Origin of the sequence: Escherichia sp. Marseille-Q3837 (assembly GCF_916618735.1) — a bacterium.
Classification (GTDB): Bacteria; Pseudomonadota; Gammaproteobacteria; order Enterobacterales; family Enterobacteriaceae; genus Escherichia; species Escherichia ruysiae.
This window is the reverse complement of the sequence record NZ_CAKAKC010000001.1, coordinates 884724-900643: the sequence shown is the minus strand read 5'-3', so window position 1 is coordinate 900643 and position 15920 is coordinate 884724. Positions and strand designations below refer to the sequence as shown.

The window sequence follows — 15920 nt, the reverse complement described above, 5'->3', positions numbered from 1 at the left end:
CACGCACCGTCCCATTTACGAGACAGACACTGGGAGTAAATAAAGTATGCCTAAGTACCGTTCCGCCACCACCACTCATGGTCGTAATATGGCGGGTGCTCGTGCGCTGTGGCGCGCCACTGGAATGACCGACGCTGATTTCGGTAAGCCGATTATCGCTGTTGTGAACTCGTTCACTCAATTTGTACCGGGGCACGTCCATCTGCGCGATCTCGGTAAACTGGTCGCTGAACAAATTGAAGCGGCTGGCGGCGTTGCCAAAGAATTCAACACCATTGCGGTGGATGATGGGATCGCCATGGGGCACGGGGGGATGCTTTATTCACTGCCGTCTCGCGAACTGATCGCTGATTCTGTTGAGTATATGGTTAACGCTCACTGCGCCGATGCCATGGTTTGCATCTCCAACTGCGACAAAATCACCCCGGGGATGCTGATGGCCTCTCTGCGCCTGAATATTCCGGTGATCTTTGTTTCCGGTGGTCCGATGGAGGCCGGGAAAACCAAACTATCCGATCAGTTAATCAAGCTTGATCTGGTTGATGCGATGATCCAGGGGGCAGATCCGAAAGTTTCTGACTCCCAGAGCGATCAGGTTGAACGTTCGGCCTGTCCAACCTGTGGTTCCTGCTCCGGGATGTTCACCGCTAACTCGATGAACTGCCTGACCGAAGCTCTGGGTCTGTCGCAGCCAGGCAACGGCTCGCTGCTGGCAACCCACGCGGATCGTAAGCAGCTGTTCCTCAATGCCGGTAAACGCATTGTTGAATTGACCAAACGTTACTACGAGCAAAACGACGAAAGCGCACTGCCACGTAATATCGCCAGTAAAGCGGCGTTTGAAAACGCCATGACGTTGGATATCGCGATGGGCGGCTCTACCAATACGGTTCTTCACCTGCTGGCGGCGGCACAAGAAGCGGAAATCGACTTCACCATGAGTGATATCGACAAACTTTCGCGTAAAGTCCCGCAGTTGTGCAAAGTTGCGCCGAGCACCCAGAAATACCATATGGAAGATGTTCATCGTGCTGGTGGCGTGATCGGTATTCTCGGCGAACTGGATCGTGCCGGGTTGTTGAATCGCAATGTGAAAAACGTACTCGGCCTGACCTTGTCGCAAACGCTGGAACAATACGATGTCATGCTGACTCAGGATGATGCGGTGAAAAATATGTTCCGCGCTGGCCCGGCTGGAATCCGCACTACACAGGCATTCTCGCAGGATTGCCGTTGGGATTCTCTCGATGACGATCGCGCAAACGGCTGCATCCGCTCACTGGAGCACGCCTACAGCAAAGACGGCGGCCTGGCGGTACTTTACGGCAACTTCGCGGAAAACGGCTGCATCGTTAAAACGGCGGGCGTCGATGACAGCATCCTCAAATTCACCGGTCCGGCGAAAGTGTACGAAAGCCAGGATGACGCGGTAGAAGCGATTCTTGGCGGTAAAGTTGTCGCTGGCGATGTGGTTGTTATTCGCTACGAAGGCCCGAAAGGCGGACCGGGGATGCAGGAAATGCTCTACCCAACCAGCTTCCTGAAGTCGATGGGTCTTGGCAAAGCCTGTGCGCTGATCACCGATGGACGCTTCTCCGGCGGCACTTCTGGTCTTTCCATCGGCCACGTCTCGCCGGAAGCGGCGAGCGGCGGCAGTATTGGCCTGATTGAAGATGGTGACCTGATCGCCATCGACATTCCGAACCGTGGCATTCAGTTGCAGGTAAGCGATGCCGAACTGGCGGCGCGTCGTGAAGCGCAGGAAGCCCGTGGCGACAAAGCCTGGACGCCGAAAAACCGTGAACGTCAGGTTTCCTTTGCTTTGCGCGCCTACGCCAGCCTGGCGACCAGTGCCGACAAAGGTGCGGTGCGCGATAAATCGAAACTGGGGGGTTAATAATGGCTGACTCGCAACCCCTGTCAGGCGCCCCGGAAGGTGCCGAATATTTAAGAGCGGTGCTACGTGCGCCGGTCTATGAAGCGGCACAGGTCACGCCGCTACAGAAAATGGAAAAACTGTCGTCGCGTCTTGATAACGTGATACTGGTGAAGCGCGAAGACCGCCAGCCAGTGCACAGCTTTAAGCTGCGCGGCGCATACGCCATGATGGCGGGCCTGACGGAAGAACAAAAAGCGCACGGCGTGATCACCGCCTCGGCGGGTAACCACGCGCAGGGCGTCGCGTTTTCTTCTGCGCGGTTAGGCGTGAAGGCGCTCATCGTCATGCCAACCGCCACCGCCGACATCAAAGTCGACGCGGTGCGCGGCTTCGGCGGTGAAGTGCTGCTTCACGGCGCGAACTTTGACGAAGCGAAAGCTAAAGCGATCGAACTGTCGCAGCAGCAGGGCTTCACCTGGGTGCCGCCGTTCGATCATCCGATGGTGATCGCCGGGCAAGGCACGCTGGCGCTGGAACTGCTCCAGCAGGATGCCCATCTCGACCGCGTATTTGTGCCAGTCGGCGGCGGTGGTCTGGCTGCGGGCGTGGCTGTGCTGATCAAACAGCTGATGCCGCAAATCAAAGTGATCGCGGTAGAAGCGGAAGATTCAGCCTGCCTGAAAGCGGCACTGGATGCGGGTCATCCGGTTGATCTGCCGCGCGTGGGGCTATTCGCCGAAGGTGTTGCGGTAAAACGCATCGGCGACGAAACCTTCCGTTTGTGCCGGGAGTATCTCGACGACATCATCACCGTCGATAGCGATGCCATCTGCGCAGCGATGAAAGACTTATTCGAAGATGTGCGCGCAGTGGCGGAACCGTCTGGCGCGCTGGCGCTGGCGGGGATGAAAAAGTACATCGCTCAGCACAACATTCGCGGTGAGCGGCTGGCGCATATTCTTTCTGGAGCCAACGTGAACTTCCACGGTCTGCGCTACGTCTCGGAACGCTGCGAACTAGGCGAACAGCGTGAAGCGTTGCTGGCGGTGACCATCCCGGAAGAAAAAGGCAGCTTCCTCAAATTCTGCCAGCTACTTGGCGGGCGCTCGGTCACAGAGTTCAACTACCGTTTCGCTGATGCTAAAGATGCCTGTATTTTTGTCGGTGTGCGCTTAAGTCGCGGCCTTGAAGAGCGCAAAGAAATTTTGCAGATGCTCAACGACGGTGGCTACAGCGTGGTTGATCTCTCCGACGACGAAATGGCGAAGTTGCATGTGCGCTATATGGTTGGCGGGCGTCCATCGCATCCGTTGCAGGAACGCCTCTACAGCTTCGAATTCCCGGAATCACCGGGCGCGCTGCTGCGCTTCCTCAACACGCTGGGGACGCACTGGAATATCTCTTTGTTCCACTATCGCAGTCATGGCACCGACTACGGGCGTGTACTGGCAGCGTTCGAGCTGGGCGATCATGAACCGGATTTCGAAACCCGGCTGAATGAGCTGGGCTACGATTGCCACGACGAAACCAATAACCCGGCGTTCAGGTTCTTTTTGGCGGGTTAGGGTAAAATGCCTGATGGCGCTTCGCTTATCAGGTCTACCTACGCGACAACGTCATTTGTGGTTCGGCAAAATCTTCCAGAACGCCTCAATCAGCGGCTCATGTAGCCGCTTTTTTTGCGCACAAACGCCCAGCTCAAACGGCGTTTTCTCATCGCTGCGCTCTAAAATCATCACACGATTACGCACTGGCTCCGGGCTGTTATCCAGTACCACTTCCGGCAGCAGCGCCACGCCACAGCCAAGTGCCACCATCGATACCATTGCTTCATGCCCGCCAACCGTGGCGTAAATCATCGGGTTACTGATTTTATTGCGTCGAAACCACAACTCAATGCGGCGGCGTACTGGTCCCTGATCGGCCATGATGAAGGGAATCGTCGACCAGTCCGGTTGTTCTACTGAGACCTGATTACGCACCGGGCAGGGCAGCGCGGGCGCGATCAGCACCACCGCCAGGTTCTCCAGCATCGAAAACGCCACCGCGCCTGGCAGAGTCTCCGGCTTCCCGGCAATCGCCAGATCCGCTTCTCCGGTAACCACTTTTTCCATTGCATCCGCCGCATCACCGGTGGTGAGCTTAATTTCCACCGATGGATGCTCCGCGCGGAATCGGTCGAGAATCGGTGGCAGATGGCTGTAAGCGGCAGTCACCGAACAGAAAATATGTAATTCGCCAGAGAGGGACGGCCCTTGCTGGTCGATGGTGTGGCGCAATTGCTGATATTGCAACAACGTTTGCTGGGCGAAAACACGCAGCTCTTCGCCCGCTTCCGTCAGCGTTACCGTGCGGTTATCGCGCACAAACAGCGGTTGGCCGAGATCTTCTTCCAGGCGCTGAATCTGTCGGGAAAGTGTGGAGGGGCTGACGTGCATTGCCCGCGCGCTACGGCCAAAATGGCGGCTTTCCGCCAGATGCAGAAACATTTTCAGGTCGCGTAAATCCACAGGCTTAACCCCCGGTTATGACGTTGCAGAAATTGCAATATGACGTTGTGAATATATCAATTTCCGCAATAAATTTCCTGTTGTAATGTGGTGACATTCTCGCTCAACAGCGAACCGAACAATAAGAAGCACAACATCACGAGGAATCACCATGGCTAACTACTTCAATACACTGAATCTGCGCCAGCAGCTGGCACAACTGGGCAAATGTCGCTTTATGGGGCGCGACGAGTTCGCTGACGGCGCGAGCTACCTTCAGGGTAAAAAAGTGGTCATCGTCGGCTGCGGCGCACAGGGTCTGAACCAGGGCCTGAACATGCGTGATTCTGGTCTCGATATCTCCTACGCTCTGCGTAAAGAAGCGATTGCCGAAAAGCGCGCGTCCTGGCGTAAAGCAACCGAAAACGGTTTTAAGGTAGGTACTTACGAAGAACTGATCCCGCAGGCGGATCTGGTGGTTAACCTGACGCCGGACAAACAGCACTCTGACGTAGTGCGTTCCGTTCAACCGCTGATGAAAGATGGCGCGGCGCTGGGTTACTCGCATGGTTTCAACATCGTCGAAGTGGGCGAGCAGATCCGTAAAGACATCACTGTAGTAATGGTTGCGCCGAAATGCCCTGGCACCGAAGTGCGTGAAGAGTATAAACGTGGATTCGGCGTACCGACGCTGATTGCCGTTCACCCGGAAAACGATCCGAAAGGCGAAGGCATGGCGATCGCTAAAGCCTGGGCGGCAGCAACAGGCGGTCATCGTGCCGGCGTTCTGGAATCCTCTTTCGTTGCGGAAGTTAAATCAGACCTGATGGGCGAGCAAACTATCCTGTGCGGTATGTTGCAGGCTGGTTCTCTGCTGTGCTTCGACAAGCTGGTGGAAGAGGGCACCGACCCGGCATATGCAGAAAAACTGATTCAGTTCGGCTGGGAAACCATCACCGAAGCCCTGAAGCAGGGCGGCATCACCCTGATGATGGACCGTCTCTCTAACCCGGCGAAACTGCGTGCTTATGCGCTTTCTGAGCAACTGAAAGAGATCATGGCACCGCTGTTCCAGAAACATATGGACGACATCATCTCCGGCGAATTCTCTTCCGGTATGATGGCTGACTGGGCCAACGACGATAAGAAACTACTGACCTGGCGTGAAGAGACCGGCAAAACCGCGTTCGAAACCGCACCGCAGTATGAAGGTAAAATCGGCGAGCAGGAGTACTTCGATAAAGGCGTGCTGATGATCGCGATGGTGAAAGCGGGCGTTGAGCTGGCGTTCGAAACCATGGTTGATTCCGGCATCATTGAAGAGTCGGCATACTATGAATCACTGCATGAGCTGCCGCTGATTGCCAACACCATCGCCCGTAAGCGTCTGTACGAAATGAACGTGGTTATCTCTGATACCGCAGAATACGGTAACTATCTGTTCTCTTACGCTTGCGTACCGCTGCTGAAACCGTTTATGGCAGAGCTGCAGCCAGGCGATCTGGGTAAAGCTATTCCAGAAGGTGCGGTAGATAACGCGCAACTGCGTGATGTAAATGATGCGATTCGCAGCCATGCAATTGAGCAGGTAGGTAAAAAACTGCGTGGCTATATGACGGATATGAAACGTATTGCTGTTGCGGGTTAAGTGCGCGCTGATGCCCTCTCCCACAGGGAGAGGGAGAAAACACTCAAGGCCTTCTCCGGGAGAAGGCCTTGCTGTTAGTTGCGGTACAGCACCTTAATGATGTGATACCCGAACTGGGTATGCAGCGGGCCGGTTGGCTCCAGCACCGGACAAGAGAACACCACTTTATCAAACGCCGGAACCATCTGACCCTGGCGAAATTCCCCTAAATCACCGCCGCGTTTGCCTGACGGGCAAATGGAATGTTTCTTCGCCAGCTTGCCAAAATCGGCGCCGTTCTTGATCTGCTCCAGAAGTTCCTGAGCCAGTTTCTCTTCTTTTACAAGGATATGCAGTGCTGCTGCTGTTTTTGCCATGATCGTGCCTTGAGTGGTAAGGATGAGGCTGGCTATACTACCACGCTGTTATTTCCCCCTCCCGACTTTCATTGAGCGATTTTTCTATGCGTCTAAACCCCGGCCAACAACAAGCTGTCGAATTCGTTACCGGCCCCTGCCTGGTGCTGGCGGGCGCGGGTTCCGGTAAAACTCGTGTGATCACCAATAAAATCGCCCATCTGATCCGTGGCTGCGGTTATCAGGCGCGACATATCGCAGCGGTGACTTTTACCAATAAAGCAGCGCGCGAGATGAAAGAGCGTGTCGGGCAGACGCTGGGGCGCAAAGAGGCACGTGGGCTGATGATCTCCACCTTCCACACGCTGGGGCTGGATATCATCAAACGCGAGTATGCAGCGTTAGGGATGAAAGCGAACTTTTCGCTGTTTGACGATACCGATCAGCTTGCTTTGCTCAAAGAGTTGACCGAAGGACTGATTGAAGACGACAAAGTTCTCCTGCAACAGCTGATTTCAACCATCTCTAATTGGAAGAACGATCTCAAAACTCCTGCGCAGGCGGCGGCAGAGGCAAAAGGCGAGCGGGATCGCATTTTTGCCCATTGTTACGGGCTGTATGATGCGCACCTGAAAGCGTGCAATGTTCTCGACTTCGACGATCTGATTTTATTGCCGACATTGCTGCTGCAACGCAATGTGGAAGTACGCGAACGCTGGCAAAACAAGATTCGCTACCTGCTGGTGGATGAGTATCAGGATACCAACACCAGCCAGTATGAGCTGGTGAAACTGCTGGTGGGCAGCCGCGCTCGCTTTACCGTGGTGGGCGATGATGACCAGTCGATCTACTCCTGGCGTGGCGCACGTCCGCAAAACCTGGTGCTGTTGAGCCAGGATTTCCCAACGTTGAAGGTGATTAAGCTTGAGCAGAACTACCGCTCTTCCGGGCGTATTCTGAAAGCGGCGAACATCCTGATCGCCAATAACCCGCACGTCTTTGAAAAGCGTCTGTTCTCCGAACTAGGCTATGGCGCGGAGCTAAAAGTTTTAAGCGCGAATAACGAAGAACATGAAGCCGAGCGCGTTACCGGCGAGCTGATTGCGCATCACTTCGTCAACAAAACACAGTACAAAGATTACGCCATTCTCTATCGCGGCAACCATCAGTCACGGGTGTTTGAAAAATTTCTGATGCAAAACCGCATTCCGTACAAAATATCCGGCGGTACTTCGTTCTTCTCCCGTCCGGAAATCAAGGATTTACTGGCTTATCTGCGTGTGCTGACTAACCCGGACGATGATAGTGCGTTCCTGCGTATCGTTAACACGCCGAAGCGAGAGATTGGCCCGGCGACGCTGAAAAAGCTGGGTGAGTGGGCGATGACGCGTAATAAAAGTATGTTTACCGCCAGCTTTGATATGGGGTTGAGTCAGACACTGAGTGGACGTGGTTATGAAGCGTTGACCCGATTTACTCACTGGCTGGCGGAAATCCAGCGACTGGCGGAGCGGGAGCCTGTCGCCGCAGTGCGCGATCTGATCCACGGGATGGATTATGAATCCTGGTTATACGAAACGTCACCCAGCCCGAAAGCCGCCGAAATGCGCATGAAGAACGTTAACCAGTTATTTAGCTGGATGACGGAGATGCTGGAAGGTAGCGAACTGGATGAGCCGATGACGCTCACCCAGGTGGTGACGCGCTTTACTCTGCGCGACATGATGGAACGTGGCGAGAGTGACGAAGAGCTTGATCAGGTGCAACTGATGACTCTGCACGCGTCAAAAGGGCTGGAGTTTCCTTATGTCTACATGGTCGGTATGGAAGAAGGATTTTTGCCGCACCAAAGCAGCATCGACGAGGACAATATCGATGAAGAGCGGCGGCTGGCCTATGTCGGCATCACCCGCGCCCAGAAAGAGTTGACCTTTACGCTGTGTAAAGAGCGTCGTCAGTACGGTGAGCTGGTACGTCCGGAGCCGAGCCGCTTCCTGCTGGAATTACCGCAGGATGACTTGATTTGGGAACAAGAGCGCAAAGTGGTCAGCGCCGAAGAACGGATGCAGAAAGGGCAAAACCATCTGGCGAATCTGAAAGCGATGATGGCAGCAAAACGAGGCAAATAGCCATTCGTATTGTCTGGGGCTGGTTGGATTAGATGATCACGGCACCGGAAAGCGGAATTATCGCCGGATAAGATGCGTGAGCATCGCATCCGGCACATTACACGTTAAAGCACTTCCAGCGGCCAGTGGACATAGCTCTGCCACTCAATTTCCTGATCGATAATCTCTTTACCCAGCGGGTGCTGAGCCAGCCAACCTTGCGGCAGTGTCAGGGTCAACTGTTCATGGTTGGCCTGTAATGTCATCTCCGGCACTAAATCGTCACGGCGACGGCTGGCAAAAATGATTGCCAGGCGCAGTAAACGACAGAGTTGTTCCGCAACGCGCGGCGGTACGGCATTTTGTTGATGCAGCGATGAGAGATCGACTGGATTCGTCTGGTTGAGCAATAGCGTCGCCAGCAGCTTTTTCTGCGCAGGCGTAAAACCGGGAAGATCCAGATTACGCACGAGATAAGCGGCATGTTGCGGCGCTTGTTTGAAATCAACGCTCAGACCAATTTCATGAAGTTGACAGGCGCTGATTAGCAAATCGCGGCTAATCGCTTCAAGATGCCATTCACTCTCCACTTGATCGAAGAAGTTAGCCGCAACGCTGGCTACGCGCTGAGCCTGATCAATATCAATCATAAAGCGGCGCTGAATATTATGCAGTGTTCGGCTGCGAATATCTTGCTCAACCGCCAGATGTAACATGCCGTAGACCAGGCCTTCACGTAGCGCACCGCCCGCCAGGGTCATACACTGAATATTCAGTTCGGTAAAAATGGCTATCAGGATCGCCAGACCACTCGGGAATACTAATGCGCGTTCCAGCGTTAACCCTTCAATCTCCAGCTCTTCCAGCCGACCGCAATGAATAGCGCGCTGTTTCAGTTGCTGCAACTTCGCGAGGGTAATGCGCTCATCCATCCCCTGCGCCATCATTATTTCCTGTAACGCCTGCACGGTGCCGGAAGCGCCAACGCACACTTTCCAGCCGTGATATCGCAGTTCATCAGCAACCGGACGCAAAACTTCACGTGCGGCTTGTTCAGCTGCGACAAAGTTTTCCTGCCCGAGATTACGATCGACGAAATAACGTTCCAGCCAGGTGACGCAGCCCATCGACAGGCTGAACAAAGACGTGGTCTGTGCACCTGTGCCAGTGACCAGTTCGGTACTCGCGCCGCCAATATCCACGACCAGGCGCTGATCGGCTCCACCTGTGGTATGAGCAACACCCTGATAAATCAGGCGCGCTTCCTCTTCACCGCTAATGACTTGCACTGGACAACCGAGGATTTCCTGCGCTTTAGCAATAAAATCACCGGCATTGACAGCAAGTCGTAACGTCGCCGTAGCGACAACGCGAATTTGCGAGGGAGGGATATCTTGCAGACGTTCAGCAAACAGGCGCAGACATTGCCAGCCGCGCTCCATTGCTTCATTAGACAGGGCATTTTCGCTGTTCAGGCCAGCAGCCAGACGCACTTTGCGTTTAATTCGCGTCAGCGTCTGGATACTTCCAGCCACCTCGCGCACAACCAGCATATGAAAACTATTCGAACCGAGATCAATGGCTGCATACAGCGACGAGGTGGAACCCATACTCTTCATCCTTCAATCTGTCTCTGCGTTGGCTGCATTCTTTCACCCGAATCACTTACTACAGTAAGCGCATCGGGATTCATTCTCTTGCCATCTTGATACAGTTTGAATGATTTTGAGTATGACATTATTTATTTAACCTGAACGACGACGATTACGTGGAGCGCCAGTACGACGCGGACCATTGCCTGTGCGCGGGCGCGTGAGGCGCAGCGGTTTTGGCAGATCGGTCATCAATGCGTCCGGATTGTATTTGCTTACCGGAATTGAGTGACCAATATAGGTCTCAATAGCAGGCAAATTCAATGCATACTCTTCACACGCCAGGCTGATAGAGTGACCGCTTGCGCCTGCGCGGCCAGTACGACCGATACGGTGAACGTAATCTTCACAGTCATCGGGTAAATCGTAGTTAAAGACGTGCGTCACTGCCGGAATATGCAGACCACGCGCGGCAACGTCGGTAGCAACCAGAATATCCAGATCGCCACGGGTAAATTCATCAAGAATACGCAGGCGTTTTTTCTGCGCCACATCGCCCGTCAACAGACCAACACGATGACCATCTGCCGCCAGGTGACCCCAGATATCTTCACAACGGTGTTTGGTGTTGGCGAAAATAATCGCTCTGTCTGGCCACTCTTCTTCGATCAGCGTTTGCAACAAACGCATCTTTTCTTCGTTAGAAGGGTAGAAAAGCTCTTCTTTAATACGGTGGCCCGTTTTCTGTTCCGGTTCCACTTCGATATATTCGGCGTTATTCATCTGCTCGAACGCCAGTTCACGTACCCGGTACGAAAGCGTGGCGGAGAACAGCATGTTGAGGCGCTGGTTCGCAGGCGGCATACGGCGGAACAGCCAGCGGATATCTTTAATAAAGCCCAGATCGTACATGCGATCGGCTTCGTCCAGCACCACCACCTGAATGGCACCGAGGTTAATATGGTTTTGTTTGGCGTAGTCAATTAAACGACCCGTGGTGCCAATCAGAATGTCAACGCCGCTTTCCAGCACTTTCAACTGTTTGTCGTAGCCATCGCCACCGTAGGCCAGACCCAGTTTCAGGCCAGTAGCTTGTGCCAGTGGTTCCGCGTCGGCGTGGATCTGCACGGCAAGTTCACGCGTCGGTGCCATAATTAAGGCACGCGGTTGATTCACCTTGCGATCGGCAATTGCGGGATGAGAGAGAAGGTAATGAAACGAAGACGTAAGAAACGCCATCGTTTTCCCGGTACCGGTTTGCGCCTGCCCGGCTACGTCACGACCTTCCAGCGTTAGCGGAAGAGCCAGTGCCTGAATGGGCGTACAGTTATGAAACCCTTTTTTTTCAAGGGCTTCTACAACTTTCGGATGCAGGGCGAAGTCGGAAAACTTCTGTTCTGTTAAATGTGTTTTGCTCATAGTGTGATAGAATATCAGCTTACTATTGCTTTACGAAAGCGTATCCGGTGAAATAAAGTCAACCTTTAGTTGGTTAATGTTACACCAACAACGAAACCAACACGCCAGGCTTATTCCTGTGGAGTTATATATGAGCGATAAAATTATTCACCTGACTGACGACAGTTTTGATACGGATGTACTCAAAGCGGACGGGGCAATCCTCGTCGATTTCTGGGCAGAGTGGTGCGGTCCGTGCAAAATGATCGCCCCGATTCTGGATGAAATCGCTGACGAATATCAGGGCAAACTGACCGTTGCAAAACTGAACATCGATCAAAACCCTGGCACTGCGCCGAAATATGGCATCCGTGGTATCCCGACTCTGCTGCTGTTCAAGAATGGTGAAGTGGCGGCAACGAAAGTCGGCGCGCTGTCTAAAGGTCAGTTGAAAGAGTTCCTCGACGCCAATCTGGCATAAGGGAACGTCATGTTCGGGTGCCCTGTCGCTAAAAACTGGACGCCCGGCGTGAGCCATGCTAACTTAATGTTGACTTCGTATTAAACTTACCTTATTAAGTTTGAATCTTGTAATATCCAACGCTTCCCGTTTTTATCTAATGCGAAGTGAACAGATTTCTGGTTTGTCACTCAATCCGTCTTGTCGTTTCAGTTCTGCGTACTTTCCTGTGACCAGACAGCGAAAAGACATGAGTCGATGACCGTAAACAGGCATGGATGATCCTGCCATACCATTCACAACATTAAGTTCGAGATTTACCCCAAGTTTAAGAACTCACACCACTATGAATCTTACCGAATTAAAGAATACGCCGGTTTCTGAGCTGATCACTCTCGGCGAAAATATGGGGCTGGAAAATCTGGCTCGTATGCGTAAGCAGGACATTATTTTTGCCATCCTGAAGCAGCACGCAAAGAGTGGCGAAGATATCTTTGGTGATGGCGTACTGGAGATATTGCAGGATGGATTTGGTTTCCTCCGTTCCGCAGACAGCTCCTACCTCGCCGGTCCTGATGACATCTACGTTTCTCCCAGCCAAATCCGCCGTTTCAACCTCCGCACTGGTGATACCATCTCTGGTAAGATTCGCCCGCCGAAAGAAGGTGAACGCTATTTTGCGCTGCTGAAAGTTAATGAAGTTAACTTCGATAAACCTGAAAACGCCCGCAATAAAATCCTCTTTGAGAACTTGACCCCGCTGCACGCAAACTCTCGTCTGCGTATGGAACGTGGTAACGGTTCTACTGAAGATTTGACCGCTCGCGTGCTGGATCTGGCTTCGCCAATCGGTCGTGGTCAACGTGGTCTGATTGTGGCGCCGCCGAAAGCAGGTAAAACCATGCTGCTGCAGAATATCGCCCAGAGCATTGCTTACAATCACCCGGATTGTGTGCTGATGGTTCTGCTGATTGACGAACGTCCGGAAGAAGTAACCGAGATGCAGCGTCTGGTTAAAGGGGAAGTTGTCGCTTCTACCTTTGACGAACCGGCATCTCGCCACGTTCAGGTTGCGGAAATGGTGATCGAGAAGGCGAAACGTCTGGTTGAGCACAAGAAAGACGTTATCATTCTGCTCGACTCTATTACTCGTCTGGCGCGTGCTTATAACACCGTCGTTCCGGCTTCCGGTAAAGTGTTGACCGGTGGTGTGGATGCTAACGCACTGCATCGTCCGAAACGCTTCTTCGGTGCGGCGCGTAACGTGGAAGAGGGCGGCAGCCTGACCATCATCGCGACGGCGCTGATCGATACGGGTTCCAAAATGGACGAAGTTATCTACGAAGAGTTTAAAGGCACCGGTAACATGGAACTGCACCTCTCTCGTAAGATCGCTGAAAAACGCGTCTTCCCTGCTATCGACTACAACCGTTCCGGTACACGTAAAGAAGAACTGCTCACTACTCAGGAAGAGCTGCAGAAAATGTGGATCTTGCGCAAAATCATTCACCCGATGGGTGAAATCGACGCAATGGAATTCCTCATTAACAAGCTCGCGATGACCAAGACGAATGACGATTTCTTTGAGATGATGAAACGCTCATAAATTTGTCTTATGCTAAAAACGCCACGTGTTTACGTGGCGTTTTGCTTTTATATCTGTAATCTTAGCAGCATGCCTGTGATGGTGGGAAAATTCCTGGTTTTTGCGGGTTTTTTATACGATTTTCGTCGCGAGCGGTTGATTTTTGCACAGGCCTGATTGGTTCAGAAAGTAGTTTCCCTTCTGAATAAAGGTCTTCGTGGGTATACTTCTGCTAATAATTTTCTCTGAGAGCATGCATTGTGAATTTACTGACAGTGAGTACTGATCTCATCAGTATTTTTTTATTCACGACACTGTTTCTGTTTTTTGCCCGCAAGGTGGCAAAAAAAGTCGGTTTAGTGGATAAACCTAACTTCCGCAAACGTCACCAGGGATTGATACCGCTCGTTGGAGGTATTTCGGTTTACGCAGGGATTTGCTTCACGTTCGGAATTGTCGACTATTATATTCCGCATGCATCTCTCTACCTGGCTTGCGCTGGCGTCCTGGTGTTCATCGGCGCGCTGGATGACCGTTTTGATATCAGCGTAAAAATTCGAGCCACCATACAGGCCGCTGTTGGCATCATTATGATGGTGTTCGGCAAACTTTATCTCAGTAGCCTTGGCTATATTTTTGGCGACTGGGAGATGGTACTTGGACCGTTTGGGTATTTCCTGACGTTGTTTGCAGTCTGGGCGGCAATTAATGCTTTCAATATGGTTGATGGCATTGATGGTTTGCTGGGCGGGTTATCCTGCGTCTCATTTGCGGCAATTGGTATGATTTTGTGGTTCGACGGGCAAACCAGCCTCGCTATCTGGTGCTTTGCGATGATTGCCGCCATCCTGCCTTACATCATGCTTAACCTCGGTATTCTGGGGCGTCGCTACAAAGTCTTTATGGGCGATGCGGGCAGTACATTGATTGGTTTTACCGTAATCTGGATCCTGCTGGAAACCACCCAGGGTAAAACGCATCCGATTAGCCCGGTGACTGCATTATGGATAATCGCCATTCCGCTGATGGATATGGTGGCTATTATGTATCGTCGCCTGCGTAAAGGCATGAGTCCGTTCTCGCCTGACCGTCAGCACATTCATCATTTAATCATGCGCGCTGGCTTTACTTCTCGTCAGGCATTTGTGCTGATTACCCTTGCTGCTGCACTGCTTGCTTCCATTGGCGTGCTGGCAGAATATTCTCATTTTGTCCCTGAATGGGTCATGCTGGTGCTCTTTTTGCTAGCATTCTTCCTCTATGGCTATTGCATTAAGCGCGCCTGGAAGGTTGCTCGCTTTATTAAGCGTGTGAAACGCCGACTGCGCAGAAATCGTGGTGGCAGCCCCAACTTAACCAAATAAACGAGGATGTAATGACGCAACCAATGCCTGGGAAACCAGCCGAAGACGCTGAAAATGAACTGGATATTCGTGGGTTGTTTCGTACCTTGTGGGCTGGGAAGCTGTGGATTATTTGCATGGGGCTGGCGTTTGCGTTAATTGCGCTGGCGTATACATTTTTCGCCCGCCAGGAGTGGAGTGCGACGGCGATTACCGATCGTCCAACGGTGAATATGCTGGGGGGATACTACTCGCAGCAGCAGTTTTTGCGTAACCTGGACGTCCGTTCGAACATGGCTCCTGCCGACCAACCATCGGTCATGGACGAAGCCTATAAAGAATTTGTTATGCAGCTGGCGTCGTGGGACACCCGTCGCGATTTCTGGCTGCAGACGGATTATTACAAACAGCGGATGGTCGGTAACAGTAAAGCCGATGCGGCTCTGCTGGATGAAATGATCAACAACATCCAGTTTATTCCCGGTGATTTCACCCGCGCGACCAATGATAACGTTAAATTGATTGCCGAAACTGCCCCTGATGCCAATAATCTGCTGCGTCAATATGTCGCATTCGCCAGTCAGCGCGCTGCCAGCCATCTGAATGATGAGCTGAAAGGCGCATGGGCAGCACGCACTATCCAAATGAAAGCCCAGGTGAAGCGTCAGGAAGAAGTTGCGAAAGCGATCTACGACCGCCGGGTAAACAGCATTGAGCAGGCGCTCAAAATCGCCGAGCAACATAATATTTCCCGTAGTGCGACAGATGTCCCTGCGGATGAATTGCCTGATTCAGAAATGTTTTTGCTGGGGCGCCCTATGCTGCAGGCGCGATTAGAAAATTTACAGGCCGTCGGTCCGGCCTTTGATCTTGACTATGATCAGAATCGGGCCATGTTAAACACCCTTAATGTAGGTCCAACCCTGGATCCGCGTTTTCAGACCTATCGCTATTTGCGTACGCCGGAAGAACCGGTAAAACGCGATAGCCCACGTCGTGCCTTCCTGATGATTATGTGGGGCATTGTCGGGGGGCTGATCGGGGCTGGTGTCGCATTAACCCGCCGTTGCTCGAAATAGCAAC

Annotated in this window: 13 protein-coding genes; 9 read left to right on the top strand and 4 right to left on the bottom strand. The window is 52.7% G+C overall.

What is annotated here, in order from left to right; all coding sequences use genetic code 11:
* Positions 1 to 46: 46 nt before the first annotated feature.
* Both ilvD and ilvA read left to right on the top strand, forming a co-directional pair.
* A complete protein-coding gene (gene ilvD / locus LG381_RS04250) occupies positions 47 to 1897 on the top strand; it encodes a dihydroxy-acid dehydratase (protein ID WP_032226901.1) in 1851 nt (616 codons plus the stop codon).
* Positions 1898 to 1899: 2 nt separating this feature from the next.
* On the top strand, positions 1900 to 3444 hold the full coding sequence (ilvA, locus tag LG381_RS04245; protein ID WP_000785602.1) for a threonine ammonia-lyase, biosynthetic: 1545 nt from the start codon (positions 1900 to 1902) through the stop codon (positions 3442 to 3444).
* A gap of 51 nt (positions 3445 to 3495) precedes the next feature.
* Here the strand turns inward: ilvA and ilvY are convergent, their stop codons facing one another.
* A complete protein-coding gene (gene ilvY, locus LG381_RS04240; protein WP_225762065.1) occupies positions 3496 to 4389 on the bottom strand; it encodes an HTH-type transcriptional activator IlvY in 894 nt (297 codons plus the stop codon).
* A gap of 151 nt (positions 4390 to 4540) precedes the next feature.
* On the opposite strand from ilvY, the gene ilvC reads away from it, so the two are divergent.
* Complete coding sequence (gene ilvC / locus LG381_RS04235; RefSeq protein WP_000024944.1) at positions 4541 to 6016, top strand: ketol-acid reductoisomerase; 1476 nt, start codon at positions 4541 to 4543, stop codon at positions 6014 to 6016.
* A gap of 74 nt (positions 6017 to 6090) precedes the next feature.
* Here ilvC and ppiC read toward each other — a convergent pair whose 3' ends face one another.
* Positions 6091 to 6372 carry a peptidylprolyl isomerase PpiC gene (gene ppiC, locus LG381_RS04230; RefSeq protein ID WP_001140260.1) on the bottom strand — a complete coding sequence of 94 codons (282 nt, stop codon included), beginning with the start codon at positions 6370 to 6372 and terminating at the stop codon, positions 6091 to 6093.
* Between the two features lie 86 nt (positions 6373 to 6458).
* Between ppiC and rep the strand changes: the two genes are divergently transcribed.
* Entirely contained in the window at positions 6459 to 8480 is a 2022-nt protein-coding gene (rep, locus tag LG381_RS04225) for a DNA helicase Rep (RefSeq protein WP_225762064.1), read from the top strand.
* Between the two features lie 104 nt (positions 8481 to 8584).
* Here the strand turns inward: rep and gppA are convergent, their stop codons facing one another.
* Together gppA and rhlB are read right to left on the bottom strand one after the other, a co-directional pair.
* Entirely contained in the window at positions 8585 to 10069 is a 1485-nt protein-coding gene (gene gppA, locus LG381_RS04220; RefSeq protein ID WP_000535978.1) for a guanosine-5'-triphosphate,3'-diphosphate diphosphatase, read from the bottom strand.
* 135 nt (positions 10070 to 10204) lie between these two features.
* The gene (gene rhlB / locus LG381_RS04215) at positions 10205 to 11470 is read right to left on the bottom strand and encodes an ATP-dependent RNA helicase RhlB (RefSeq protein ID WP_000047511.1); all 1266 of its coding nucleotides are present in this window, start codon (positions 11468 to 11470) and stop codon (positions 10205 to 10207) included.
* A 130-nt stretch (positions 11471 to 11600) separates the two neighbouring features.
* On the opposite strand from rhlB, the gene trxA reads away from it, so the two are divergent.
* From trxA to wzzE, 5 genes are all read left to right on the top strand, one after another.
* Entirely contained in the window at positions 11601 to 11930 is a 330-nt protein-coding gene (gene trxA, locus LG381_RS04210) for a thioredoxin TrxA (RefSeq protein WP_001280776.1), read from the top strand.
* 139 nt (positions 11931 to 12069) lie between these two features.
* Complete coding sequence (gene rhoL, locus LG381_RS04205; RefSeq protein WP_010345119.1) at positions 12070 to 12171, top strand: rho operon leader peptide RhoL; 102 nt, start codon at positions 12070 to 12072, stop codon at positions 12169 to 12171.
* Positions 12172 to 12255: 84 nt separating this feature from the next.
* Complete coding sequence (gene rho / locus LG381_RS04200) at positions 12256 to 13515, top strand: transcription termination factor Rho (RefSeq protein ID WP_001054527.1); 1260 nt, start codon at positions 12256 to 12258, stop codon at positions 13513 to 13515.
* Positions 13516 to 13754: 239 nt separating this feature from the next.
* On the top strand, positions 13755 to 14858 hold the full coding sequence (gene wecA / locus LG381_RS04195) for a UDP-N-acetylglucosamine--undecaprenyl-phosphate N-acetylglucosaminephosphotransferase (RefSeq protein ID WP_001050953.1): 1104 nt from the start codon (positions 13755 to 13757) through the stop codon (positions 14856 to 14858).
* Positions 14859 to 14869: 11 nt separating this feature from the next.
* Positions 14870 to 15916 (top strand): ECA polysaccharide chain length modulation protein, encoded by a 1047-nt coding sequence (gene wzzE / locus LG381_RS04190; protein ID WP_032226904.1) that lies wholly within the window; start codon positions 14870 to 14872, stop codon positions 15914 to 15916.
* The last annotated feature ends 4 nt before the right edge of the window (positions 15917 to 15920 follow it).

Coding starts and splice junctions, on each gene's coding strand:
- ilvD (WP_032226901.1), top strand. CDS start 47: ATGCCTAAGTACCGTTCCGCCACCACCACTCATGGTCGTAATATGGCG.
- ilvA (WP_000785602.1), top strand. CDS start 1,900: ATGGCTGACTCGCAACCCCTGTCAGGCGCCCCGGAAGGTGCCGAATAT.
- ilvC (WP_000024944.1), top strand. CDS start 4,541: ATGGCTAACTACTTCAATACACTGAATCTGCGCCAGCAGCTGGCACAA.
- ppiC (WP_001140260.1), bottom strand. CDS start 6,372: ATGGCAAAAACAGCAGCAGCACTGCATATCCTTGTAAAAGAAGAGAAA.
- rep (WP_225762064.1), top strand. CDS start 6,459: ATGCGTCTAAACCCCGGCCAACAACAAGCTGTCGAATTCGTTACCGGC.
- gppA (WP_000535978.1), bottom strand. CDS start 10,069: ATGGGTTCCACCTCGTCGCTGTATGCAGCCATTGATCTCGGTTCGAAT.
- rhlB (WP_000047511.1), bottom strand. CDS start 11,470: ATGAGCAAAACACATTTAACAGAACAGAAGTTTTCCGACTTCGCCCTG.
- trxA (WP_001280776.1), top strand. CDS start 11,601: ATGAGCGATAAAATTATTCACCTGACTGACGACAGTTTTGATACGGAT.
- rhoL (WP_010345119.1), top strand. CDS start 12,070: ATGCGAAGTGAACAGATTTCTGGTTTGTCACTCAATCCGTCTTGTCGT.
- rho (WP_001054527.1), top strand. CDS start 12,256: ATGAATCTTACCGAATTAAAGAATACGCCGGTTTCTGAGCTGATCACT.
- wzzE (WP_032226904.1), top strand. CDS start 14,870: ATGACGCAACCAATGCCTGGGAAACCAGCCGAAGACGCTGAAAATGAA.